This is a genomic window from Achromobacter sp. UBA2119 (assembly GCF_002331005.1).
GTDB lineage: Bacteria > Pseudomonadota > Gammaproteobacteria > Burkholderiales > Burkholderiaceae_B > Achromobacter > Achromobacter animicus.
The window spans coordinates 35,929-61,090 of the sequence record NZ_DCYD01000013.1; the positions used below are offsets into that span (position 1 = coordinate 35,929).

Below are 25,162 nucleotides of genomic sequence, written 5' to 3' on the forward strand. Positions count from 1 at the left end.
GGCGATCTCTCGTGCTTGCAACCATAGTCAGAAGGCTGCTGCAGACCATCGTCGTCATGCTCGTCATGTCGGCGTTGGTCTTTGCCGGCATTTACATGGTCGGCGATCCCGTCTCGATGCTGGCCAGTCCCGAAGCGACCGAGGCGCAACGCGCCGCGATCAGCGCGTCGCTGGGGCTGGACCAGCCGTTGTGGCGGCAGTACCTGATCTTCATGAGCCAGGCCGTGCGCGGCGATTTCGGGAACAGTTTCCTGACCGGCGAGCCGGCCATGCATCTGATCCTGGAACGTATGCCCGCGACGGTGGAGCTGGCCTGTGTGGCGATGCTGCTGTCGGTGCTGATCGGCGTGCCGCTCGGCATTCTGGCCGGTCTGAAACCTGCAGCAGTGGGTTCGCGAGCGATCATGACGGGCTCGGTGCTGGGGTTCTCGTTGCCGAACTTCTGGGTGGGCCTGATGCTCATCATGGTGTTCGCCGTGATGCTGGGCTGGGTGCCGGCCGGCGGCCGTGGCGACACGGTCAGCATCGGCTCGCTGCAGTTGAGTGTGCTGACGTTTGATGGCTGGCTTAGCTTGGCGTTGCCTGCAGCGACCATTGCCTTCGCCAAGTGCGCGATGATCATCCGCGTGACGCGCGCCGCCACACGCGAAGCGCTGCCCATGGACTACATCAAGTTCGCGCGCGCCAAGGGCTTGTCGGAAAAGCGCGTGCTGGGCGTGCATCTGCTCAAGAACATCCTGATTCCGGTGGTGACGGTGGCGGGCTTGGAGTTCGGCCAGGTGATGGCGTTTGCCGTCGTGACCGAGACCGTGTTTTCGTGGCCGGGCATGGGCAAACTGCTGATCGATTCCATCATCAACCTGGATCGTCCGGTGGTGGTCGCGTATCTGCTGCTGATCGTGTTCTTCCTGGTCATGTTGAATCTGGTGGTGGACATCATCTACACGGTGCTGGACCCCCGCGTACGCCTGGATAGCCGCCGATGAACACGCCCGCCACCGTTGCCTCGCCCCCGACTCCGACGAAAGAGCAGACGCCCTGGCGCCGCTTCGTGTCGGATTTCTTCGCCAGCAAGCTCGCCACGCTGGGGCTGGTGATGTTGATCGTGATCGTGGGGGCGGCGTTGCTGGCGCCCTGGATCGCGCCGCAGAATCCGTACGATCTGGCCAGCCTGGACATCATGGATTCGAAGCTCAAGCCGGGCAGCGAAAGCGGGGATGGTTCGATGCGCTATCTGCTGGGCACCGACGGGCAGGCGCGCGATCTCTTTTCCGCCATTCTCTACGGCATGCGCACGAGCCTCATGGTGGCTACCGTGTCGGTGCTGGCCGCCTTCGGCATTGGCGCGACGGTTGGGCTGATTGCCGCCTATTTCGGCGGACGCATCGATGCCCTGCTGATGCGGGTTGTGGATATCCAGTTGTCGTTCCCGGCGATCCTGGTGGCGCTGATGTTGCTGGCGATTCTGGGCAAGGGTGTGGATAAGGTGATCATCGCGCTCATCGTCGTGCAGTGGGCGTATTTTGCGCGGGCGGCACGCGGCGCTGCGCTGGTCGAGCGCGGCAAGGAATATGTGGAGGCGGCGCGCTGCATGTCGCTGTCGTGGTCACGCGTGCTGTTCCGGCACGTGCTGCCGAACTGCATGCCGCCGCTCATCGTGATCGCCACGATCGACCTGGCGCACGCGATCGCGCTGGAAGCCACGCTGTCGTTCCTGGGTGTCGGCGTGCCGGTGACGGAACCGTCGCTGGGCATGCTGATCTACAACGGCTTTGAATACCTGCTGTCGGGCCAGTATTGGATTTCGTTCTTTCCCGGTATTGCGCTGGCGCTGGCCATCATCGCCATCAACCTGGTGGGCGACCACCTGCGCGATGTGCTCAACCCGCGGCATGCGAATTGAGGACGGGAGCGATGCAGACACTTGCGGCGCAACGTCCCCTGCCTGACCGTTCCCCGGTGCTTGATGTGCATGGGCTGAAGACGCATTTCTTCACGCGCAACGGCGTGGTCAAGGCCGTGGACGGCGTGGACCTGACGCTGGCCGAGGGCGAAATCCTGGGCCTAGTCGGCGAGTCCGGATCGGGCAAGAGCATCACGGGTTTTTCCTTGATGGGCCTGTTGGATGAACCCGGCCGCATCGTCGAAGGCCAGGTGCTGCTCAACGGTGAAGACCTGCGCGCGGCCACGCCCGCGCGGTGGCGGCAGTTGCGGGGACAGGAGATCGCGATGATCTTCCAGGACCCGATGATGACGCTTAACCCAGTGCTGCGCGTGGATACGCAGATGATCGAAGCGGTGCAGGCGCATGCGAAGGTATCTCGCGACGCGGCGCGACAGCGCGCGCTGCAGACGCTTGCCATGGTTGGCATTCCGTCGCCCGAAGAGCGACTGCGGACGTATCCGCATCAGCTGTCGGGCGGCATGCGCCAGCGCGTGGCCATCGCCATTGCGCTGTTGAATTCTCCGCGCCTCATCATTGCGGACGAGCCCACGACGGCGCTGGATGTCACGATTCAAGGCCAGATCCTGTTCGAGGTGCAGAAACTCTGCCGCGAAACGGGGACCGGTCTCATCTGGATCACGCATGACCTGGCCGTGGTGGCGGGTCTGGCCGATCGCGTGTCGGTGATGTATGCGGGGCGCGTCGTGGAAACCGGCAGCACCGAGGCGGTCATCCGCCACCCGATGCATCCCTACACGCACGGGTTGATCGCGTCGATCCCGACGCCGCAGTCGCGCGGCAAGCCACTGGTGCCGATTCCCGGCATGACGCCGTCGCTGCTCAACCTGCCGCAGGGCTGTGCATTCCGAGGGCGGTGTCCGCGCGCGACGGACGCCTGTCTGGTCGAACCGCCGCCTGTCGAAGTCCGCCCGGCGCAATGGGTGCGCTGCTGGCATGCTGGAGCGCCGGACGCAATATGAACGACGCCCTGAACAATCCCACGCCGATCCTCGCCCTGCGCGACGTCGAACTACGCTTCGTGCAGCCGGTGGATCTGGCCGGCCGCATCGCCAACCTGCTGGGCGCGGGACTGAAGACGCAGGTGGTGCATGCCGTGGCTGGCGTGGACTTGGCGGTCAGACCGGGCGAGGTGATTGGCATCGTCGGTGAATCAGGCTGTGGAAAATCCACGCTGGGCCGCATCGTGTCGGGCATCCTGCCGCCGACCGCCGGGCAGGTGGATTATCAGGGCAAGCCCGTGCAAACCATGAAGGGGCCGGAGCGGCGCGCCTACGAGCTGGGCGTGCAGATGATCTTCCAGGATCCGTACGCGTCCCTGAATCCGCGCATGCGCGTGCGCGAGATCATCGGCGAGGCGCCCGCGGCGCATGGCCTGATCCGGTCGCGGGACAAGCAGGAGTACGTGGCCGGTTTGATGCGCCAGGTGGGGCTTGATCCGAGCTTTGCACAGCGTTATCCCCATCAGTTTTCGGGCGGCCAGCGTCAGCGCATCGGCATTGCGCGGGCATTGGCGCTGAAGCCTTCGGTCATCGTCTGCGACGAGGCCGTGGCCGCGCTGGACGTGTCGATCCAGGCGCAGGTGCTGAATCTGTTCGAACGGCTGCGCGATGAGCTGGACCTGACGTATCTGTTCATCAGCCATAACCTCAGCGTGGTTAGCCATATCTCGGACCGCGTGGCGATCATGTATTTGGGACGCATCGTCGAGCTGGCCGATACCGATACGGTGTTCGCGCGCGCCAATCATCCGTACACGCAGGCGCTGCTCAAGGAACTGCCGACGCTGGTGCCCGGGCGGCGTGCGTATCAGCCCATCCGGGGCGAGCTGCCCTCGCCGCTGGATCCGCCCACGGGGTGCGCGTTTCACCCGCGGTGTCCCCATGCCATGCCGCGCTGCAAGGCCGAGCGCCCGCTTCTGCGCGAAATCGCGCCGGGGCAGTTCAGCGCCTGCCATTTGAACGATGCCGCCTGACCTGCGCCGAAAAAGGGCTGGACGCGGCACGCGGGGCGGCGCGAGAATTCCCCGACCAGCAGGCCATTTGCGCGTGCGCCCTCCTTCAATCCAGACAGCTTATCCACAGCCATGAAAACCATTGCCGAAATCGAACGCGTACACGGGGACCTGACGGCCCTGCGACGCGACATCCATGCGCATCCGGAACTGGCGTTCCAGGAAACGCGCACGTCCAACCTGGTGGCCGAACGCCTGCGCGGCTGGGGACTCGAAGTCCACACGGGGCTGGGGAAAACCGGTGTGGTGGGCATTTTGCGCGCCGGCAGCGGCGGCAAGACCATCGGCCTGCGCGCCGATATGGATGCTTTGCCGATGCCGGAACACAACCGGTTTGCCCACAAGTCCACGATCAGCGGGCGCATGCACGGCTGCGGTCATGACGGGCACACGACGATGCTGCTGGGCGCCGCGCAGTATCTGTCCACGCATCGCAATTTCGACGGCACGGTCGTGTTCATCTTCCAGCCGGCCGAGGAAGGCGGCAATGCCGGCGCGCGCGCCATGATGCAGGACGGGCTGTTCGACAAGTTTCCCTGCGATGCGGTGTTCGGCATCCACAACATGCCGGGCATGCCGGTCAATCAGTTCGGCTTCCGGTCGGGGCCGACGATGGCGTCAAGTAATCGCTGGGACATCGTGATCAAGGGTGTCGGCGGGCATGCGGCCCAGCCGCATTCGTCTGTTGACCCCATCATCGTGGCCGCCGACATGGTGCACGCGCTGCAGACGGTCATCTCGCGCAGCAAGAATCCGCTGGATCAGGCGGTGCTGTCGATCACGCAGATTCACGCGGGCGATGCCTACAACGTGATTCCCGGCGAGGCCGTGCTGCGGGGCACGGTGCGCACGTATTCCGTGGAGACGCTGGACAAGATCGAAGCCGACATGCGGCGCATCGCCACCACCCTGCCGCACGTCTATGGCGGCACGGGCGAGCTGGATTTTGTGCGCGCGTACCCGCCGCTGGTGAACTGGGAAAACGAAACCGCCTTCGCAGCCAAGGTTGCCGAAGACACCTTTGGCGCGGAAAACGTACTGCGCGACATGCCGCCCTTCATGGGCGCGGAGGACTTTTCGTTCTTCCTGGAATCCGTGCCGGGCTCGTATCTGTTCCTGGGCAACGGCGACGGCGATCACCGCATGGAGTCGTATCACGGCATGGGTCCGTGCCAGCTGCACAACCCCAACTACGACTTCAACGACGCGCTGCTGCCCGTGGGTGCGACGTACTGGGTAAAGCTGGTCGAGGCCTTCATGCCGGCCAAGTAAGGACCAATACGCTATTTGCTTATATGCGGATGGCCATGAAGCCGCGGGCGCGCCCCGCGGCTTTTTGCTATATGACGTAAAGCTTTGATCAAACGCCGATATCTTCGTTTGAGATACATGGCGCAGTTTCCATAATCGGTCGTTCCAGCCATGCCGCAAGGCGAATTCGGAGCGATCGATGTCCCAGAGCAATGCCTTGCGGCGCGAAGCGCACGCCGCCCCCCAGCCGCAGTCCTTTGACGTGCGCCCCCTGCCCGGTCCCCTTGGCGCGGAGATCATCGGCCTGGACCTGTCGCAGGAACTGGCGCCCGCCGATTTTGCGCGCGTGCACAAGGCGCATCTGGACCATCACCTGCTGGTGTTCCGCGACCAGCGCATCACGCCCCAGCAGCACATCGATTTCAGCCGCCGTTTCGGCCGCCTGATGATCCACGTGCTGCACCAATTCCACCTGCCGGGCCATCCCGAGATTCTGACCGTCTCGAACATTCTGGAAGACGGCAAGCCTATCGGGCTGGGCGACGCGGGCAAGTACTGGCACTCGGACATCTCGTACAAGGAACTGCCCAGCCTGGGGTCGCTGTTGCACGCGCAGGAGCTGCCGGCCGAGGGCGGCGACACACTGTTCGCGAACATGCACCTGGCCTACGACACCTTGCCGCAGGCGCTGAGAGACGCGATCGACGGCAAGCGCGGCGTGCATTCCTACCTGGCCCAATACGGGCAACTGCAGAAGGAAGGCAACTGGCGCCCGAATCTGAGCGCGCAACAGATTGCGCAGGTGCAGGAGGTGGTGCATCCGGTGGTGCGCACGCATCCGGAGAACGGCCGTCGCGCGCTGTTCGTGAGCGAAGGCTTCACGACGCGCATCGAAGGACTGCCCGAAGACGAGAGCCGCGCGCTCCTCGCCGAGCTGTTCGCCCACAGCGTGCAGCCGGAACACATCTACCGCCACAAATGGCAGCCGCATGACCTGGTGTTCTGGGACAACCGCTCGCTGATCCACCTGGCGGGCGGCACGCCGGATCACCTGCGCCGCAAGCTCTACCGCACCACGATCGAAGGCGATGTGCCGTTCTGACGGGCGCATGTCGGCTTTAAACCACTTATCCACAAGGAACGCCATGCGTTTTACCTCCACGCTACGGGATCGACTGGTCCAGACCGCCACGGGCGCGGGCCTCGCGCTGATACTTGCCGTGCTGGCGCTGGCTTCGCCGACGCCGGCCATGGCCGAAGGGCGCATCCGCATTGCCGAACAGTACGGCATCGTCTATCTGCTGCTGAACGTGGCGCGAGACCAGCAGCTCATCGAAAAGCACGGCAAAGCCGAAGGTGTGGATATCTCGGTCGAGTGGGCCAAGCTGTCCGGCGGCTCGGCGGTGAATGACGCGCTGCTGTCGGGGGCTGTGGATATCGCGGGGGCGGGCGTGGGACCGCTCTTGACGATCTGGGATCGCACGCACGGCAAGCAGAACGTGAAGGGCGTGGCGTCGCTGGGCAACTTTCCGTACTACCTGGTCACCAACAACCCGAACGTGAAGACGATCGCCGACTTTACGGACAAGGACCGCATCTCCGTGCCCGCCGTGGGCGTGTCGGTGCAATCGCGCGTGCTGCAGCTGGCGTCGGCCAAGCTGTGGGGCGACGCGCAGTACAACAAGCTGGACAAGATCTCGGTGGCGCTGCCGCACCCGGACGCCGCGGCGGCCATCATCGCCGGCGGCACGGAAATCACCGGCCACTTCGGCAACCCGCCTTTCCAGGAGCAGGAGCTGGCCGAGAACCCCAAGGCGCGCATCGTGCTCAATTCGTATGACGTGCTGGGCGGCCCCAGTTCGTCGACGGTGCTGTTCGCTACCGAGAAATTCCGCCGCGACAATCCCAAGACCTACAAGGCCTTCCAGGAAGCGCTGAAGGAAGCCGCCAGTTTTGCCGCCGCCAATCCGGAGAAGGCCGCGGACATCTACCTGCGCGTCACCGGCGCCAAGCAGGATCGCGACTTCCTCATCAAGGTCATCAAGAATCCCGACGTGCAGTTCAAGCTGCAGCCGCAGAACACGTTCGCGCTGGCGCAGTTCATGCACAAGGTCGGCGCGATCAAGAATGCGCCGGCAAGCTGGCGCGATTATTTCTTCGACGATCCCGTCACGGCGCAGGGCAGCTGACATGGCTGTGAGCCTCGCCGCCCCTGTGGATAACGTTCAACGGCCCACGCCTTTGCTGGCTGTGGATAAGGTGTCGATCGAATATAAGACGCGCGAACGGCGTGTGCGCGCGACGCATCAGGTCAGTTTTGACGTGCACGGCGCCGAGCGTTTCATTCTGCTCGGGCCGTCCGGCTGCGGGAAATCGACGCTGCTCAAGGCGGTTGCGGGCTTCATCGAACCCACTGAGGGACGGATCGCGATCGACGGCAAGACCGTGCAAGGGCCTGGCCCGGACCGCATCGTGGTGTTCCAGGAATTCGACCAGTTGCCGCCTTGGAAGACGCTGCGCCAGAACGTGGCGTTTCCGCTGCTGGCCTCGCGCAAGCTCAACCGGCGCGAGGCCGATGAACGGGCGATGCATTACCTGGACAAGGTGGGGCTGGCGGCCTTTGCCGATGCCTATCCGCATACGCTGTCGGGCGGCATGAAGCAGCGCGTGGCCATTGCGCGGGCGCTGGCCATGCAGCCGCGCGTGTTGCTGATGGACGAGCCGTTCGCGGCGCTGGATGCGCTGACGCGCCGTCGCATGCAGGAAGAGCTGATGGCGCTGTGGGACGACGTGCGGTTTACGCTGCTGTTCGTCACACACTCGATCGAAGAGGCGTTGGTGCTGGGCAGCCGCATCCTGTTGCTGTCCCCGCATCCGGGCCGCGTGCGCGCCGAACTGAATGCGCACGGCTTTGACCTGCACAGCCAGGGCTCGGCGGCGTTTCAGGCGGCGTCGCGCCGCATTCACGACCTGTTGTTCGAAACCGCCCCGCTGGCTCAAGCTGAGCGCGCGGCGGCCTGAAAGGAGCGCGCATGAGCATCAGCCATGCCGGATCGGCGTTCATTCGCCCCGAGGTGGAATACGACCTGCCGCCCCTGCCCCCGCAGGCCGCCGAGGCGCCGCTGCCGTGGCACGAGCGGCTGTGGCAGCACGCCGCCCTGCGCAAGGGCGTGATCCTTGCCCTGTTGGCGGGGGTGTGGGAGCTGGCGGCGCGTTATACCGACAACGATCTGCTGTTGCCCGGCGCGTGGCAGACCGCCCAGGCCTTTGTCGATGGCGTGACCAGCGGCGAGCTGCTGGCGCGCGCCGGACAGTCGATGCGCGTGCTGGTGCAGGGCTACCTGGCGGGTGTCGTGCTTGCCTTTGTGCTGACGACGCTGGCGGTGTCCACGCGGTTCGGCCGTGATCTGCTGTCCACCCTGACGGCGATGTTCAACCCGCTGCCGGCGATAGCCCTGCTGCCGCTGGCGCTGCTGTGGTTCGGGCTGGGCGAAGGCAGTCTGGTGTTCGTGCTGATCCACTCCGTACTGTGGGCGCTGGCGCTGAACATGTATGCGGGCTTTCTGGGGGTGTCTGACACCCTGCGGATGGCGGGGCGCAATTACGGGCTGACCGGGTTGCGCTACGTCCTGCAGATTCTGGTGCCGGCCGCGCTGCCCGCCATCCTGGCCGGATTGAAGATCGGCTGGGCGTTTGCGTGGCGCACGCTGATTGCCGCCGAACTGGTGTTTGGCGCGTCCAGCGGCAAGGGCGGGCTGGGCTGGTACATCTTTCAGAACCGCAACGAGTTATACACAGACCGGGTGTTCGCGGGCCTGGCCGCGGTGGTCATCATCGGCCTGCTTGTGGAAAACCTGGCGTTCGATACGCTGGAGCGGCTGACGGTGCGGCGTTGGGGAATGCAGCGGTGATTGGCGTGCGGTTTGCGGCGGATGCCGCGGGATGATTACGGTGATTGTTGTGGCGATTGTTGCAGCCTTCGTGCGATCAGAATGAAAAAGGGGGCGGCCATGATGCCGCCCCCCTTCTCATGGATGGTGCGTAGCGCTTACAGCTTCAGCCCCAACGCCTTGGCGACGCCTTCGGCATAGGCCGGATCGGCCTTCCGGAAGTGATCCAGCTGGCGGCGCTGGATGACTTCCGGCACGCTGGCCATGTGGCGGCCGATGTTGCCGAACAGCAATTCCTGCTGAGCCGGCGTCATCAGGCGGAACAAGGCGCCCGGCTGCGAGTAGTAGTCGTCGTCGACGCGATGGTTCCAGCGGGCCGCGGCCTGGCCGTCCAGCGCCAGCGGCGGTTCGGCCGCCGAGGGCGTTTCCTTCCATTCGCCCGCGCTGTTGGGCTCGTAGTTGATCGTGGCGCCGGCATTGCCGTCCACCCGGCCAGCCCCGTCGCGATGGAAGCTGTGGAACGGGCACTTGGGCGCATTCACCGGGATCTGGTGATGGTTGATGCCCAGGCGATAGCGGTGCGTGTCGCCATACGAGAACAGGCGCCCCTGCAGCATCTTGTCCGGCGAGAACCCGATGCCCGGGACCACGTTTGCCGGCGTGAAGGCGGCCTGCTCGACCTCGGCGAAGTAGTTTTCGGGGTTGCGGTTCAGCTCCAGCACGCCGACCTCGATCAGCGGGTAGTCGCCATGCGGCCAGACCTTGGTCAGGTCGAACGGGTTGATGTGATACGTCGCCGCTTCGGCCTCGGGCATGATCTGCACCTTCAGCGTCCACTTCGGGAAGTTGCCCTCCTCGATGTTCTGGAACAGGTCGCGCTGCGAGCTTTCGCGGTCGTGGGCGACGACCTGCGCGGCCTCTTCATCGGTCAGACAGGCGATGCCCTGCTGCGACTTGAAGTGGAACTTCACATAGAAGCGTTCGTTGTTGGCGTTGATAAAGCTGAACGTGTGCGAGCCAAAGCCGTGCTGCTGGCGCAGGTTGGCGGGGATGCCGCGATCGCTCATCAGCGTGGTGACCTGGTGCAGCGATTCGGGGTTGAGCGACCAGAAATCCCACGCCGCGGTGGCGTTGCGCAGGTTGGTCTTGGGATCGCGCTTCTGGGTGTGGATAAAGTCGGGGAACTTCAGCGGGTCGCGGATGAAGAAGACGGGAGTGTTGTTGCCGACCAGATCCCAGTTGCCTTCGTCGGTGTAGAACTTGATGGCAAAGCCGCGCACGTCGCGTTCGGCGTCAGCCGCGCCGCGTTCGCCGGCGACGGTCGAAAAGCGCAGGAAGAGCGGCGTCTCTTTGCCGACTTTGGAAAAGATGTTGGCGCGGGTGTAGCGGGTGATGTCGTGGGTGACGGTGAACTTGCCGTAGGCGCCGGAGCCCTTGGCGTGGACGACGCGCTCGGGGATGCGTTCGCGGTCGAAGTGGGCAAGTTTTTCAATCAGCCAGAAATCTTCCAGCAGGGCCGGGCCGCGGGGGCCGGCGGTCAAGGTGTTGTTGTTGTCCGGTACTGGGGCGCCCGAGGCGGTAGTCAGAGGCTTTTTGTCGGTCATGGCACACTCCCTAGATCATTTCTGGATGACGCGGATCCGCTTGGCGGGCCGCGCGCGTAGCAGCAAAAACTCTGGCGGGCGGGACGCCGGAGGGCAAATTCAGAGCCATCATAGGTGTCATGGTTGACTGTGTGAAGTTGATTGATCCTGCTTTGTCGATAAGTAATACCTATGTATATGCCTCATGGGCATAGAAAATGCTGAGTGTGCCTTCCGCGTTTCATTGGCAACGGGCGTAAAAAAACCGGCCTCGCGAGGCCGGTTTCTAGTGTCGGGAAGGCGATCAGCGGTTGGCTGCCGCTTCCGACTTTTTCTGGATGGCGCGGGTGATGGACCACTGCTGCGCGATCGACAGGATGTTGTTGACGCACCAGTACAGCACCAGGCCGGCCGGGAAGAAGAACATCATCCCGCCGAACACCAGCGGCATGATCATCATGACCTTGGCCTGGATGGGATCCGGGGGCGTCGGGTTCAGTTTGATCTGCAGGAACATGGTGGCCATCATGATGGCAGGCAGAATGAAGAACGGATCGCGGACCGACAGGTCGTGCACCCACAGGATCCACGGCGCGCCGCGCATTTCCACGCTGGCCAACAGCACCCAGTACAGCGAGATGAACACCGGAATCTGAACCAGCATCGGCAGGCAGCCGCCCAGCGGGTTGATCTTCTCGGTGCGGTACATCTCCATCATGGCCGCATTGAGCTTCTGCTTGTCGTCGCCGTACTTTTCCTTCAGGGCCTGCAGGCGCGGAGCCACCTGCTTCATGCGGGCCATGGAGCGGTAGCTGGCGGCGGCCAGGGGGTAGAACACGGCCTTGATCAGCACGGTCAGCGCCACGATCGTCCAGCCCCAGTTGCCCAGGATGGAATGCAGCCAGGTCATCAGGGTGAACAGCGGCTTGGCGATGATGGTCAGCCAGCCGTAGTCGACCACCAATTCCAGGCCCGGCGCCAGCGCGGCCATGGCCTTCTGGTCTTGCGGACCGACCCACAGGTGCGAATCGACGCGGGCGGCGGCGCCGGGGGCGATGTCGCCAACGGCTTCGATGCTGCGGCCGGCGTACAGGTTCGGCTGGACTTCAAGCAGTTCGTTGGTGCGCGGCTTGCCTTGCGGGGGCACCCAGGCCGTGGCGAAGTAGTGCTGGACGACGGCGATCCAGCCGTTGTCCGCCTGCTTGATGTAGCTGGCCTTCTTCTTCTGGATGTCGCTGAACGTGCTCTTCTGGAACTTGTCCTGGTCCGAGTAGACGGCAAAGCCCGTGAACGTGTGATAGAAGCTGGACGTGTCGGCCGGGTCGTTGCCGTCGCGCTCGATCTGCAGGTACAGCGAGGGCGTGACGGGGGCGGTGCCGACGTTGGCCAGGTCATGGCGCACGTCGATGTCGTAGCGGCCACGGTGCAGGGTGAACGTCTTGGTGACCTTCACGCCGCCGGATTCGCCTTCGAACGTGACGACCAGGTTGTCGCCAGTCAGTTCGCGTTCTTGGGAGACCAGGCGGAAAGGCGTCTGATGCGTGGGAAAGCTTTGGCCGCTGGGGGCGCCGACAACGCCGGTCTGCACCACGTAGTTCAGGCCCGCCGAGCGGTCCAGCAGAACCGTGGGCTTGTCGGCCTGGCCGGTGGCCGGGTACTTCAGCAGTTCGGCGCGCACCAGCTGGGCGCCCATCGTGTCGAAGGTCAGGCGCAGCACGTCGGTGGTGATGACGACTTCTTCGGAGCGCGTGGGAACGGGCGTGGCGGCGCCAGGCACCGTGGAGGCCGGGGCAGCGGTGGCAGCCGGGGCGCTGGGCACGGACGGCGTTGCGTTGTTGGCTGCTGCCGGCGTTTCGCTCGTGCTGGCCGCGGGCGGGGCCCCGAACAGCGACGGCTTGCCGTTATGGATTTGCCAGTTGTTCCAAAGGAGCAACAGCGAAAAGGAAAAAATCATCCAGAGGACGGTTCGTCGGATATCCATGGTGCCTACTGAAGTGAATACGGGCCAGCAAAGCCCGCCAGTTTAGCGTCAATCGTGCTCGATGCGGTGGCTGTGGGAGCAGCACCGGGCGTCGTTGGTTCCCTTGGCCGGTGGAACCGGATCCAGGCCACCGGGCGACCAGGGGTGGCACCGGCCGATGCGCCGGACGCCCAGCCAGAAGCCGCGCCATGCACCGTGGCGCTCGATCGCTTCGATCGCGTACGCCGAGCAGGTCGGAGTAAAACGGCACTGCCGGCCGATCCAGGGGCTCAGGAAGAACCTGTAGAACCGGATCGGGGCAATGAGTAGTGCCTTGATCATCGTGCGATCCGATCAAAGTGAGCGTCCACTTCGGCTCGGGCGGCGCGTTTCAGCGCAGTGAGCGTGGCGGGCGCGACCTTGCTATGCAAGCGCACGACGTAATCTTTTGCCGGCAGCGCCAGGCGCCGATGGCGGAACGCTTCGCGGATGACCCGCTTCAAGGCGTTGCGCGTGGAGGCGTGGGCGGCAAACCGCTTGGCGATGATGAGCCCCAAACGAGCACAGGCGTCCTGGTCGGGAGGCAGATCATTGGGAGCGGCGCTCACAATGAAGAATGCCCCTCGGGCAAGACGCCGGCCTTTAAGGGCGGCGGCAAACTCGGAGGGGCGATGCAGCCGCGCCTCCGGGGGAAGCGTGGAGCGCGGCATGGACTGCGGATCAGGCGGTTGCGCGGAACCGGAACAGGATTGCGAGAGATCTTGCAATATGGTCGGTCCGTGCAAAAGTCAGTTTCCGGAAAACCGGAAAACTGGACTTAGACGGCCAGACGCTTGCGGCCCTTGGCGCGGCGGGCGCTCAGGATGGCGCGGCCAGCGCGGGTTTTCATGCGCACGCGAAAGCCATGGGTGCGCTTGCGACGGGTAACGGAAGGTTGGTAGGTGCGTTTCATGGACGATCCACAAAAAGAACAAAGTCAGAAGGGACCTGCCCGGAGGGTTCCACGTCGCGCTAAGCAGAAGCGGGTATCCAGAGAGCGTTTTTGCAACGGGTTTTGCATGGGTTTTGCATCCAGTGCAAAAAACAACTCTTAGACGGGGCTCTGTACCGAGAATTTCATCTCGGGCGACCTATTCAGCAAAGCTAAAAACCGGACAAATTGCTCTTGTAGGGGCAATTGCGCTTTTGGCAATTTGCCCTTGCGGGAGCGTGTCCGGCCAAGCTTTCTGCGAAACCTTCTGACAGACAGAATTCGGAAAAGCCCACCATTTCAGCAAGTTTTCCCTGTCTTGTCAAACAGTTAAGGGGGCGCCATATAGACGCTTATGCCCCTCCCTGTGGATAACCCCCGCCCGGGCAAGGTAGAATCGAGGTTTGAATAAGAGCGACATGAAAGAATTCTGGCAGACCTGCGTCAGTCGTCTTGAGCAGGAACTCCCCCCCCAACAAATCAGCGCGTGGATACGACCGCTGGTCCCGCTTGCGTACGACGAAACGCAGGCGGTGCTGCGCGTTGCCGCGCCCAACCGCTTCAAGCTGGATTGGGTGCGCAAAAACTTTTCCCACCAGATCGAAGCGTTGGCCGCGGAGTGGTTCAAGCGACCGGTGCAGGTGCTGTTCGAGCTGCCTTCGCAAGGGACCGCGCCGCGTATGCCGGTCGCGCCTGTGCGTGCGCAGCAGCCAGTCCAGCAACCGCACCCGTCCGCTGCGCCCCCTTCCGGCGCCGCGCCGCCCGTGACGGTCACAGTGACGACCGCCCCGCCCCCGCCCGCCACGACCGCCGCTGCGCAGGCCGTGAACGCGGACGCGGCCAATATCGTGTACGAGCGATCGCGCCTGAACACCGACCTCACGTTCGAAAACTTCGTGACCGGTAAGGCCAACCAGCTCGCGCGCGCGGCGGCGTTGCAGGTCGCGGAAAATCCCGGCACCTCGTACAACCCGTTGTTTCTGTATGGCGGCGTCGGCCTGGGCAAGACCCACCTGATCCACGCCATCGGCAACGCCATGGTGGCGGCGGGCACCGGCGTGCGCGTGCGCTACGTGCATGCCGACCAATACGTGTCCGACGTGGTCAAGGCGTACCAGCGCAAGGCATTCGACGATTTCAAGCGTTACTACCATTCGCTCGATCTTCTGCTGATCGACGACATCCAGTTCTTCTCCGGCAAGAACCGTACGCAGGAAGAATTCTTCTACGCGTTCGAGGCGATGGTCGCGCAGCGCAAGCAGATCATCATCACCAGCGATACGTACCCCAAGGAACTGTCGGGCATCGACAGCCGCCTGATCTCGCGTTTTGACTCGGGCCTCACGGTCGCCATCGAGCCGCCGGAACTTGAAATGCGCGTGGCGATCCTGCTGCGCAAGGCCGAGTCCGAAGGCGTGCCCATGCCCGAGGAAGTGGCCTTCTTCATCGCCAAGCACCTGCGCAGCAACGTGCGCGAACTGGAAGGCGCGCTGCGCAAGGTCCTGGCCTACGCGCGCTTCCACGGCCGCGACGTGCTGACGGTGGATGTCTGCAAGGAAGCGCTCAAGGACCTGCTGTCGGTGTCCAACGGCCAGATCACCGTGGAAAACATCCAGAAGACGGTGGCGGACTTCTACAAGATCAAGGTCGCCGACATGTACTCGAAACGCCGGCCGGCCAATATCGCGTTGCCGCGCCAGGTTGCGATGTACCTGGCCAAGGAGCTGACCCAGAAAAGCCTGCCGGAAATCGGCGATTTATTCGGCGGCCGTGATCACACCACGGTGCTGCACGCCGTTCGCAAGATTTCCGATGCCCGCGCCAAGCAAGCGGAGCTCAACCATACCCTGCACGTGTTGGAACAAACTCTAAAAGGATGAACATGCAACTCGTACAAACCACACGCGATGCATTGCTGAAACCGCTGTCGACTGTGGCGGGCATCGTCGAAAGACGCCATACCCTGCCCATTCTTGCGAACATCCTGATGCGCAAGGAAGGCAACAAGGTTGCCTTCATTGCGACCGACCTGGAAGTGCAGATCACCACGCACGCCGACTTTGGTGTCGGCCAGGACAACGAGTCCACCACGGTGGCCGCGCGCAAGCTGCTGGACATCCTGAAAGCCCTGCCCGATACCGGCGATGTGCGCCTGGCCCTGGCCAGCAACAAGTTGTCGGTGCAATCCGCCAAGAGCCGCTTTGCGTTGCAGACGCTGGCCGCCAGCGAATTCCCCACCGTGGCCCAGCCCGAGCAGTGGGACGTATCGCTGACCATGCCGCAGCGCACCCTGCGCCACCTGTTCAACATGGTGCATTTCGCCATGGCCCAGCAGGACATCCGCTACTACCTGAACGGCATGCTGCTGGTGTTTGAACCGGGCCGTGTGCGCGCGGTTGCCACCGACGGCCACCGCCTGGCGCACTGCTCGACCGAAGCCGACGGCATCGCCGAGCGCCACGAAGTCATCGTGCCGCGCAAGACCGTGCTGGAAATGCAGCGCCTGCTGGAAGACTCCGACGAGACCGTCTCCATCGACGTGGCGCCGGGCCAGATCCGTTTCCGTTTTGGCGACGTCGAGCTGGTCTCCAAGCTGGTCGAAGGCAAGTTCCCCGATTTCACGCGCGTGATTCCCACGAACTACTCGCGCCACTTCCTGGTCGGCCGCGAAGCGCTTCAGGGCAGCCTGCAGCGCGCCGCCATCCTGACCACGGACAAGTTCAAGGGCGTGCGCCTGCAACTGGCGCAGAACCAGATGAAGATCTCGTCCTCGAATGCCGAGCAGGAAGAGGCCCAGGAAGAAATCGACATCGACTACAGCCATGAAGCGCTGGATGTGGGCTTTAACGTCGGCTATCTGCTCGACGTGCTGTCCAACGTGAAGGTCGACAACATCCAGTGGTCGGTCATGCCCGATGCCAACGCGTCGGCGCTCATCACCCTGCCCGAAGACGACCAGTTCAAGTACGTCGTCATGCCCATGCGGATCTGATCCGCATTCCCCCCGTGGGTTTGTGCCGCTTGCGGACCGATGGTCCGCGGGCGGTCCGGCCGCCAGGCCGTTCTTTAAAGCGTTATCGATACAGACATGTCAGATCAGCAGAACACCACTCCCGAGACCAGCGGCTACGGCGCTGACTCGATCAAGATGCTCAAGGGGCTGGAGGCCGTGCGCAAGCGCCCCGGCATGTACATCGGCGACACGTCCGACGGCACCGGCCTGCACCACATGGTGTTTGAGGTCGTCGATAACGCCATCGACGAAGCCCTGGCCGGCTATTGCGACGACATCGTCGTCACGATCCACACCGACAACTCCATCTCCGTCACGGACAACGGCCGCGGCATCCCGACCGACATCCACAAGGACGACGAATTCCACCGCAGCGCGGCGGAAATCGTCATGACCGAACTGCACGCCGGCGGCAAGTTCGACCAGAACTCGTACAAGGTGTCCGGCGGCCTGCACGGCGTGGGCGTGTCTTGCGTGAACGCGCTGTCCGAATGGCTGCGTCTCACCATCCGTCGCAACGGCCAGGTGCACCAGATGGAATTCCGCCAGGGCGAGCGCGTTGCGCCGCTGGCCGTGACCGGCACGACCGACAAGCGCGGCACCGAAGTGCGCTTCCTGGCCGACCCGATCATCTTCAACAACATCGAGTACCACTACGAGATCCTCTCCAAGCGCCTGCGCGAGCTCTCGTTCCTGAACAACGGCGTCAAGATCCGCCTGATCGACCAGCGCCAGGGCAAGGAAGAGAACTTCGCGTTCTCGGGCGGCGTGAAGGGTTTCGTTGAATACATCAACCGCGCCAAGACCGTGCTGCACCCGAACGTGTTTTCGGTTACCACGGAATCGTCGGCCGGCGGCGTGCCGGTCGGCGTGGAAGTGGCCATGCAGTGGAACGACAGCTATAGCGAAAGCGTGCTGTGCTTCACCAACAACATCCCGCAGCGCGACGGCGGTTCGCACCTGACCGGCCTGCGCGCCGCGATGACGCGCATCATCAACAAGTACATCACCGACAACGAACTGGCCAAGAAGGCCAAGGTCGAGACGTCCGGGGACGACATGCGCGAAGGCCTGGCCTGCGTGCTGTCGGTGAAGGTGCCCGAGCCCAAGTTCAGCAGCCAGACCAAGGACAAGCTGGTGTCCAGCGAAGTGCGTCCGGCGGTTGAAGAAGCCGTGGCCCGCACGCTGGAAACCTGGCTGCTCGAGCACCCGAACGACGCCAAGGCCCTGTGCAACAAGATCGTCGAAGCCGCCCGTGCACGCGAAGCCGCGCGCAAGGCACGCGAAATGACGCGCCGCAAGAGCGTGCTGGAAGGCGCCGGCCTGCCCGGCAAGCTGGCTGACTGCCAGGAAAAGGACCCCGCGCTGTGCGAGCTGTACATCGTCGAGGGTGACTCCGCAGGCGGCTCGGCCAAGCAAGGCCGCGACCGCAAGTTCCAGGCCATCCTGCCGCTGCGCGGCAAGGTGCTGAACGTCGAGAAGGCGCGCTTTGACCGCCTGATCGCCAGCGAACAGATCGCCACGCTGATCACGGCGCTGGGCACCAGCATCGGTCCCGATTTCAACGTGGACAAGCTGCGTTACCACCGCCTCATCATCATGACTGACGCGGACGTCGACGGCGCACACATCCGCACCCTGCTGCTCACGCTGCTGTACCGTCAGATGCCCGAGCTGGTGCAGCGCGGCTACGTGTACATTGCGCAGCCGCCGCTCTACAAGGTCAAGGTTGGCCGCGAAGAGCGCTATCTGAAGGATGACCAGGAAGAAGCGCAGTTCATGCTGACGCTCGCCCTGAAGGACGCCGAGATCATCTCGGGCGGCAACATCATCCGCGGCGAAGAACTGAACGACCTGGCCCGTCAATACGTGGCCGCCGACGGCGTCATCGCCCGCCTGTCGCGCGTGTTCGACGTGGGCGCGCTGTCGGCCATGGCCGAAGGCGTGGAAATCAACCTGGACACGGCCGAGTCCACCGCGGACTCCGCCAAGCGGCTGGCCGATGCCATGCGCGATCCCATCAACGGCAACGGCGTCGAGGTCGTTCCGCAATTCGACGAAGCCACCGAACGCCATCGCCTGTCCGTGCAGCGCATGCACCACGGCAACGTGCGCGTCAGCATCATCGATGCCGACTTCATCAATGGCTCGGATTACGCCATCCTGTCCAAGGCCGCCAAGAGCTTCCTGGGCAAGGTCGGTCCGCGCTCGCTGGCCGCCCGCGGCGAAGGCGACAAGCGCAAGGAGCAGCCGGTGTCCGACTTCCGCGAGGCCATGCAATGGCTGCGCAGCGAAGCCGACCGCAGCATCTCCAAGCAGCGCTACAAGGGTCTGGGTGAAATGAACCCCGAGCAGCTGTGGGAAACCACGATGGACCCGAAGGTGCGCCGCTTGCTGCGCGTGCAGATCGAGGACGCCATCGCGGCCGACGAAGTCTTCACCACGCTGATGGGCGACGACGTTGAACCGCGCCGCAACTTCATCGAAACGCACGCGCTGTCGGCGGGTAATATCGACGCCTGATCGTGTTGTTGGGTGACAGAGAAAGTGAAAATCTCGATAGGTTGGTGAAAATGCATTGACGCAGTTAATGGAAAAATCCAACAAATAAAGATGAACGCCCGGCTATGCCGGGCGTTTGCGTTAGAAATCAGTGTTCGAGGCACGTAAGACCAAAAGGCGACTAACCCGGCGATCGATCAAGGTATTCCCGAAATTTTCTTGACGCCCACCCTTCAGTTTTAGGTTCCCATCTGAGAACGGGCGTCCGGATGGCACTGCTGCCGCACGCTGCGAGTTTGCGAATGAATCTAAAATATTGGCTGTGATTTTTTGGTGTCACGCCACGGCTTCGTCGCTATTCACTCGATATCCCATCGCTCGGTAACCGCGCTGCCGCTTATCCCACATTCGCAGCAACGCAGTGTGACCCGTGTCCACGAAGTCGATGATCCGCACGTCAGTCTTGCTGGCATGCTCGCGGTGCAAGCGCCCGGCGTATTGCTGCAGCGTACCCTTCCAGGAAACTGGCATCGCCAGCACCAGTGTGTCGAGCGGCGGATGATCGAAACCCTCACCAACCAATTTCCCGGTCGCCAGAAGCACGCGCGGTGCATCGGGCGGCAGTCCGTCCATGTCAGCGACCACAGCAGTCCGCTGCTTTCTGGACATACGGCCGTGTAACACGAAGGGCGCTGGAGTCAGATCGCCGAGGGCTGCCCTCAGCGCATCGAGGTGTTCCGTGCGTTCTGTGAGAACGAGCACCTTGCGACCCTGCTCATAGGCATCTTTGACTTCTGCCGCAATGGCCTCGGTTCGCGCCGGATCGTTGGCGAGATGGCGAAATACATCCTGAATACCCGTATTAGTTGGCAGGTCAATTCGAGTGAATCGTGATCGAGGCACTACTTCAAGATCATGAGGTGCGCCAGCCGGTTTGGCTGCGGTGTATCGAATTGGCCCGCATTGCATGAAGATGATCGGCTGCAGGCCATCGCGACGGATCGGTGTCGCTGTCAGCCCCAGCAAGAATCTAGCTTTGGTCCGTTTCAAGATGGCGTCGAACGAAACTGCGCCGACGTGTTGGCACTCGTCCACGATCACCTGACCGTAGCTGTCGACCAGCGGATTGACCTCACCCTGTCGGGAGACGGATTGCATCACGGCGATGTCAATTTTTCCGGTGGGCTTGGCCTTGCCGCCGCCGATGGTGCCCACTATGCCTTTGCCAACGCCCAGAAAAGCCTGAAGGCGCTCCTGCCACTGCTTGAGCAATTCGGTTCGATGCACCAGCACCAAGGTGTTGACACCTCGGCGCGCGATCATCGCGGCGGCAGTGACTGTCTTGCCAGGCGGCCAGGCGGATCAGGCGGTTGGCCAGGGCCTGCGGCAGTTGAGCCTTTTCAAAGTAGATGAGGTTGGCCAGCGTCACCGTCAGTGATTTTCGGCATTTTCCCGGCCAGCTTTTTTGTTGGCTTGGTATCTCGCTTCCAGGGTGTGGCCAAGTCCTCGTCATCAATGAAGTTGACATCCAGCGGATGCACGCCGCCTGTGGCCCGTAGGATGGTCGAATCGATGTCGTGCGCGGCCATTGGTTGAATGGACGCCAAGAATGCCCATTGGTCCGGGTATGGCCGCAGCTCTGCATCTACGAACACGCTGCCGCCGCTTTCGCGTGGCCGCTTCTGCAGCGGTAAGGCGATCAGATTGCCAAAGCCACCCTTGGGCATCGTGTCCTGGTTGGGAAAAAGGCGGTCATACGAATCCAACTTCAATTGCCGGGTGCGCGAGCAGGCATGGCTGATCACGGCCGTGCCCAGGCGTCGGGCATCGCGGGCCGAAACGCGGTTGGCGAAGAACACCCACACATGCGCGCCGTTGCCTGATCTCGAAACTTCCATCGCGGCCGGCACTCCCAGCTCTTCACAAGACTGACTGAAGGCTCGCGCGTCGTCGCGCCACTCGGCCTCGTCAAAATCAACTGCCAGAAAATGGCAGGTGTCATCCTCCAGCAGTGGATAGACGCCGACCGTATGTTTGCCGGCCAAATGGTCGTAGATCACTGCATCGGACAACGGGATCAGCAGGCGGTTGCTGCAATTGCCGCATTTAACGCGTGGCTTTTCACAGATGCCGGCTCGCCATTCGTTGGCGCAGGCGGGGGTGTAGCCGGCTTTTCCCGAGGTCTTGCTTTCCCATCGAATGGGATAAACATCCGTACGACCGCGAAACCGGCTCCGAAACAGCGCCACCTTCTCAGCAGTAGAAAGCCGGGATGGTGCCGGTCCTTGAGCCGTCGCTGCGACAGGTTGCGGCAACCGCCACTCAATGCCGTGGGCTTCGAGCAGTGCGATCAGGCGGGCGTTCTCCGCCTGGAGAGCGGTAAGTGGGTCTGGTTTGGGCATGAGGCGTTCTTCATGCCGCCAGCCGTTCTCGGAACCCCTCTCGCTTCGACCAAATAATCGGAGTGATGTCGTAGCTGAGCAGGGCTTCTTTCACGGGATCGCTGACCTTGCGATCATGATCATTGAGGACGGCGAATGCCAAGGAATCGGCTGGTCGAACATCCTTGGTATCTACCCAAGCGAATGCGGCGCTTTGGGCATTGTCTTTGTTGGGGTTGTTGATCACCCGAAGAATCCGCTCCGGCGCACCCCTGGACTTGGGCACGACGAAATCGAACTGGTGGTTATTGAAGCGGTGTGACCCAAAGCGGCCGGAATCCTCAGTTTGCGCGATTGCAATCGCCCCCTCCCATGCTTTCATACGCAGCCCTCCGTATCGTCAACGCGTACGATACGCCGCGCTTCCAACTCCCGCCGTGTTTTATCCAGTTCCTTGGCCAGCAGCTTCTCATCCGGCAACACGGTCTGGTACTCGGCAGCCAGCACCTTGTTGGGCAGGCCTTCCAGCGCGTAGTGCGCCTCGTTGCTGCCTTTGCTCGCACACAGGATCAGGCCCACGGGCGGGTTCTCGCCCGGCTTCATCCAGTGCGCGCGGGCATAGTTCAGATACAGGTGCATTTGTCCGGCATCGGCATGGCTGAACTTGCCGATCTTCAGGTCGATGATCAGCAGGCACTTGAGTCGGCGGTGGAAGAACAGCAGGTCAACGCGGAACCAGGTGTCATCCAGGCGCAGGCGGCGCTGACGGCCGACAAAGGCGAAGTCGTCGCCCAGCTCCAGCAGGAAGTCGGCCAGGTGCTGAATCAAGGCGTCTTCCAGGTCGGACTCGGAATACTCGTCCTTGAGGTTGAGAAACTCCAGCACGAAGGGATCTTTGATGGCCTGCTCGGGAGTGATGGCATCACCGGGTTCGGCCACTTCCCCCTTTTCCAGCATCGCCGCCTTGTTGTGCGACAGGGCGGTGCGTTCGTAAAACTGGCTGTTGACCTGGCGGTAAGCTGGCGCACCGACCAGCCGCAACGCAATGTTTCGGTCTCATAAAACGCCCGCGCCTGCAGGTTCTTGACCGAGAGCAGGCGCACATAGGCCGACCACGGCAGCGGAAAGGCTTGCGCCAGCGCCGCCAGGTCGAAGGATGGCCGAGGCGTGCCGGGCGTCGTACGCGATACCAATTCCCGAGACGTTGTCTGCGAAATCTGGATGAGGGGCAATTTCGCAGACGCTGTCTGCGAAATGTGCTCCGGTGGCCAAGCGAGGTAGAACAGCCGCATTTGCTCGAGATTCCGCTCGGAAAACCCTTTGCCAAATCGTCCGGACAGGTCGATGGATAGACGCTTGAGCAGGGCCTGTCCGTACTCGGCCCGCTCCTTGCCGCCCTGTTCCAATTCGACGATGCGCCGCCCGATTTCCCAATATGAGGCGGTCATCAGCGCATTGACGCTGCGCGCGGCGGCATGGCGTGCCGCTTCCAGCAACGCGACGATGTCGGCATGGACGGCGACATAGTCGGTCTGATGCTTTGGGGGCGGCATGGTGGGTGTTGTCATGCCTGCACCTCGGCGACCAAGGCCTCGATCTCACCCAGCAGGCGCATGACATCTGCCTCGTGGCTGGGCATCGCGCCAATCAGGTCTTTCGGGTCGGCGTGCTCCAGTCCGGCGCGGGCGTGCGGGTTGTTGATGTCCAGGTTGTAACTGGGCCAGTACAGGTTTTCACCTTCGGCCTGCTCGGTCAACGACTTGGGGCGCCGGTCGCGGATAAGGCGAAGCAAAGACTGATTGTCCTCAGACAGCACCGCGGCCATCGAGGGAAACCAGACCGTCGGCGTTTCTTTGCCCGGAGGCGATTCCGGGTCACTGGGACGGCGAATGCCGACGACGCAGCGCTTCATTTCGGGTGTCCTGATCGACTTGGTACAAGTTCTTCATTTTATGAGTGTGGCACAACTGCAGGCAGCTGATGATGAGCGGCTCGACTTTCGGATCGTTCAGCGCGTGGATGGCCGCGCCATCAATCCAGACGCCGCCGTGACGACATGGCGAACCGGGTCTCACACCGTTCGGTACCACGTCAGAGACCGGCTCCACTAGCCGGCTGTAGATTTCTCGATCTACAGACTTTCGCGAGCGAAAGTTCTTGACTGGTCCTGTTCGCCCATCGGCACTTTCGGTGCAGCCTGTCGCGCAGGAACAAGCTGAACGAGTACCTTCTCCAGAGGAAGTCACCCACGTTTCGGCCGCTGATCTCCGAGGTTATCGCCGGTGTCGCTGATGCTATGACCATCGATGCCAAGGACTTCGGTCCCGAGCGGGTCTCGGTAGCACTGCCATGGCCGTTCGGCAGCATGATCGTCTTGCTCAGCCTTCGCGGCACGCCTGAGCCGGTAGCCAGCGCTTTGCGTCAGCTAGCGACGCATGACGAAATTAGTGAAAGACCTTTTGCATCAACGACCTGCTTTTCACTTTGTGCGTCATCCGACACACACGCCTGCTTAGTCATCGAAGGCCAGCCCCGCAAGGGCGTGCCTTTGGCTTTGCTGCCCCGAGAGTCGGCCTGACACCTTATCAGTGGGCGTCTGACCCAGATCGAAGTGCCTCGCAGCCGCGTACGGCTACCGCGGCGGCCGCGCCTTCAGATCCCCCATCTCTTCCTGCATCAGCTGATGCGCATACCGCGAGAACACCGTGACCAGGCGCGTGCGCGTGTGATACGGCGGGTACAGCAGCGCGACGGTGACCGGCACCGCCGGGCTGAACGGACGGACTTCCACGCCGTTCGCTTCGTATTCCTCGCGCGCGGCCAGCGGGTTGATCAGCGCCACGCCCAGCCCCGCGCCCACTAGCGCACACACCGACGACCCCAATCCCGCTTCGGCCACCGTATGACGTTCGACCTTGGCGGACTTGAACACGGCGTCGATCTTCTCGCGCAGCGGGGTGCCGCTGGGAAATGCGATGAAGGGCTCGCCCGCAAAATCGGCGGGCTTGAGCTTCTTCAGTTTGGTCAGGCGGTGTCCGCGCGGCAGCACCGCCACGCAGCTCATCGTGAGCACCGGCTCGACCTGGATGCCCGGCGCTTCGCCGGACAGCATCGCCAGCCCGGTATCGCAGAATCCCGAGCTGATCCAGTTGTGGACCGCGCTGGCGTTGCCCGAGTGGATGGACACCATAACGTCCGGATACTCGGTCTTGAAGGCGGCCACGATGCGCGCCAGCAGCCCGCCCGCCAGGCGTGGCATGGCCGCCACACTCAGGCGGCTGGCGCTGAACGAGCGGATGCTGGCTGCCGCCGACTCCAGGCCGGCGAGGCCGATGAAGGTCTTTTCGACCTCCTGAAAAAAGCGCGATCCGTCCTGGGTCGGGCTCAGCCGGCTGCCATTGCGGTCGAACAATGGAAACTGGGTGATGGCTTCCAATTGCGCAATTAAGCGGCTAACGTGCGGCTGCGAGGTATGCACCCGGCGCGCCGCAGCGGTCATGGATCCGGTCATCATGACGGCGCGAAACGCCTCAATGTGCCGCAAGCCCATGCGAGTAATGGCCATGTCAAATCCGTATAGAGGAATACCTGATTGGAACTGGATAAAACCATACTGCTAGTTGATACTTTTTGCC

23 protein-coding genes and 1 pseudogene are annotated in these 25,162 nt (G+C 62.9%); 13 read left to right on the plus strand and 11 right to left on the minus strand.

What is annotated here, in order from left to right:
- The first annotated feature begins 11 nt into the window (after window positions 1-11).
- The 9 genes from B3098_RS12405 (at window position 12) to B3098_RS12445 (ending at window position 9,139) form a co-directional block, all read left to right on the plus strand.
- Window positions 12-986, plus strand: a complete 975-nt coding sequence (locus tag B3098_RS12405; protein ID WP_076518271.1) for an ABC transporter permease — start codon at window positions 12-14, stop codon at window positions 984-986.
- Window positions 983-1,903, plus strand: coding sequence for an ABC transporter permease (locus B3098_RS12410; RefSeq protein ID WP_191578403.1), 921 nt, complete (start codon window positions 983-985; stop codon window positions 1,901-1,903). Before B3098_RS12405 ends, B3098_RS12410 begins: the two co-directional genes overlap by 4 nt.
- Window positions 1,904-1,914: 11 nt before the next feature.
- On the plus strand, window positions 1,915-2,925 hold the full coding sequence (locus B3098_RS12415; RefSeq protein ID WP_239215845.1) for an ABC transporter ATP-binding protein: 1,011 nt from the start codon (window positions 1,915-1,917) through the stop codon (window positions 2,923-2,925).
- The gene (locus B3098_RS12420) at window positions 2,922-3,938 is read left to right on the plus strand and encodes an ABC transporter ATP-binding protein (protein WP_279971464.1); all 1,017 of its coding nucleotides are present in this window, start codon (window positions 2,922-2,924) and stop codon (window positions 3,936-3,938) included. Before B3098_RS12415 ends, B3098_RS12420 begins: the two co-directional genes overlap by 4 nt.
- 111 nt (window positions 3,939-4,049) lie before the next feature.
- Window positions 4,050-5,249, plus strand: a complete 1,200-nt coding sequence (locus B3098_RS12425) for a M20 aminoacylase family protein (protein WP_286896554.1) — start codon at window positions 4,050-4,052, stop codon at window positions 5,247-5,249.
- 178 nt (window positions 5,250-5,427) lie between these two features.
- The gene (locus B3098_RS12430) at window positions 5,428-6,330 is read left to right on the plus strand and encodes a TauD/TfdA dioxygenase family protein (RefSeq protein ID WP_286896556.1); all 903 of its coding nucleotides are present in this window, start codon (window positions 5,428-5,430) and stop codon (window positions 6,328-6,330) included.
- Window positions 6,331-6,373: 43 nt separating this feature from the next.
- The gene (locus B3098_RS12435) at window positions 6,374-7,417 is read left to right on the plus strand and encodes an ABC transporter substrate-binding protein (RefSeq protein WP_286896559.1); all 1,044 of its coding nucleotides are present in this window, start codon (window positions 6,374-6,376) and stop codon (window positions 7,415-7,417) included.
- Between the two features lies 1 nt (window position 7,418).
- Entirely contained in the window at window positions 7,419-8,249 is an 831-nt protein-coding gene (locus B3098_RS12440) for an ABC transporter ATP-binding protein (protein WP_286896561.1), read from the plus strand.
- 11 nt (window positions 8,250-8,260) lie between these two features.
- Complete coding sequence (locus tag B3098_RS12445) at window positions 8,261-9,139, plus strand: ABC transporter permease (RefSeq protein WP_286896562.1); 879 nt, start codon at window positions 8,261-8,263, stop codon at window positions 9,137-9,139.
- A gap of 137 nt (window positions 9,140-9,276) precedes the next feature.
- On the opposite strand, the gene B3098_RS12450 is transcribed toward B3098_RS12445, so the two are convergent.
- From B3098_RS12450 to rpmH, 5 genes are all read right to left on the minus strand, one after another.
- The gene (locus tag B3098_RS12450; protein ID WP_175124830.1) at window positions 9,277-10,722 is read right to left on the minus strand and encodes a catalase; all 1,446 of its coding nucleotides are present in this window, start codon (window positions 10,720-10,722) and stop codon (window positions 9,277-9,279) included.
- Window positions 10,723-11,005: 283 nt separating this feature from the next.
- Entirely contained in the window at window positions 11,006-12,682 is a 1,677-nt protein-coding gene (yidC, locus tag B3098_RS12455) for a membrane protein insertase YidC (RefSeq protein WP_279971454.1), read from the minus strand.
- Window positions 12,683-12,730: 48 nt separating this feature from the next.
- Entirely contained in the window at window positions 12,731-13,003 is a 273-nt protein-coding gene (gene yidD / locus B3098_RS12460) for a membrane protein insertion efficiency factor YidD (protein ID WP_175124832.1), read from the minus strand.
- Window positions 13,000-13,371, minus strand: a complete 372-nt coding sequence (locus B3098_RS12465; RefSeq protein ID WP_286897090.1) for a ribonuclease P protein component — start codon at window positions 13,369-13,371, stop codon at window positions 13,000-13,002. Before B3098_RS12465 ends, yidD begins: the two co-directional genes overlap by 4 nt.
- A 107-nt stretch (window positions 13,372-13,478) precedes the next feature.
- On the minus strand, window positions 13,479-13,613 hold the full coding sequence (gene rpmH / locus B3098_RS12470; RefSeq protein ID WP_006228069.1) for a 50S ribosomal protein L34: 135 nt from the start codon (window positions 13,611-13,613) through the stop codon (window positions 13,479-13,481).
- Between the two features lie 437 nt (window positions 13,614-14,050).
- On the opposite strand from rpmH, the gene dnaA reads away from it, so the two are divergent.
- The 3 genes from dnaA (at window position 14,051) to gyrB (ending at window position 19,167) form a co-directional block, all read left to right on the plus strand.
- Entirely contained in the window at window positions 14,051-15,511 is a 1,461-nt protein-coding gene (gene dnaA / locus B3098_RS12475; RefSeq protein ID WP_175136956.1) for a chromosomal replication initiator protein DnaA, read from the plus strand.
- A gap of 2 nt (window positions 15,512-15,513) precedes the next feature.
- Complete coding sequence (gene dnaN, locus B3098_RS12480; RefSeq protein ID WP_175124835.1) at window positions 15,514-16,623, plus strand: DNA polymerase III subunit beta; 1,110 nt, start codon at window positions 15,514-15,516, stop codon at window positions 16,621-16,623.
- Between the two features lie 96 nt (window positions 16,624-16,719).
- The gene (gyrB, locus tag B3098_RS12485; RefSeq protein ID WP_286896578.1) at window positions 16,720-19,167 is read left to right on the plus strand and encodes a DNA topoisomerase (ATP-hydrolyzing) subunit B; all 2,448 of its coding nucleotides are present in this window, start codon (window positions 16,720-16,722) and stop codon (window positions 19,165-19,167) included.
- 315 nt (window positions 19,168-19,482) lie between these two features.
- On the opposite strand, the gene B3098_RS29040 is transcribed toward gyrB, so the two are convergent.
- From B3098_RS29040 to B3098_RS12505, 5 genes and pseudogenes are all read right to left on the minus strand, one after another.
- Window positions 19,483-20,439, minus strand: a complete 957-nt coding sequence (locus B3098_RS29040) for a DEAD/DEAH box helicase (protein WP_349677755.1) — start codon at window positions 20,437-20,439, stop codon at window positions 19,483-19,485.
- A gap of 107 nt (window positions 20,440-20,546) precedes the next feature.
- Entirely contained in the window at window positions 20,547-21,548 is a 1,002-nt protein-coding gene (locus B3098_RS29045; protein ID WP_349677750.1) for a TOTE conflict system archaeo-eukaryotic primase domain-containing protein, read from the minus strand.
- Window positions 21,549-21,558: 10 nt separating this feature from the next.
- The gene (locus tag B3098_RS12495) at window positions 21,559-21,909 is read right to left on the minus strand and encodes a DUF1829 domain-containing protein (protein ID WP_286896580.1); all 351 of its coding nucleotides are present in this window, start codon (window positions 21,907-21,909) and stop codon (window positions 21,559-21,561) included.
- Window positions 21,906-23,080, minus strand: a pseudogene (locus tag B3098_RS12500) (PDDEXK nuclease domain-containing protein). The gene B3098_RS12495 and the pseudogene B3098_RS12500 overlap by 4 nt, the downstream one beginning before the upstream one ends.
- Before the next feature lie 11 nt (window positions 23,081-23,091).
- Complete coding sequence (locus tag B3098_RS12505; RefSeq protein ID WP_286896583.1) at window positions 23,092-23,439, minus strand: hypothetical protein; 348 nt, start codon at window positions 23,437-23,439, stop codon at window positions 23,092-23,094.
- A gap of 384 nt (window positions 23,440-23,823) precedes the next feature.
- Between B3098_RS12505 and B3098_RS12510 the strand changes: the two genes are divergently transcribed.
- Window positions 23,824-24,105, plus strand: coding sequence for a hypothetical protein (locus tag B3098_RS12510; protein WP_279971445.1), 282 nt, complete (start codon window positions 23,824-23,826; stop codon window positions 24,103-24,105).
- A 54-nt stretch (window positions 24,106-24,159) separates the two neighbouring features.
- Here the strand turns inward: B3098_RS12510 and B3098_RS12515 are convergent, their stop codons facing one another.
- Window positions 24,160-25,092: a LysR substrate-binding domain-containing protein gene (locus B3098_RS12515; RefSeq protein ID WP_175136960.1), complete on the minus strand. Its 933-nt coding sequence runs from the start codon at window positions 25,090-25,092 to the stop codon at window positions 24,160-24,162.
- Between the last annotated feature and the right edge of the window lie 70 nt (window positions 25,093-25,162).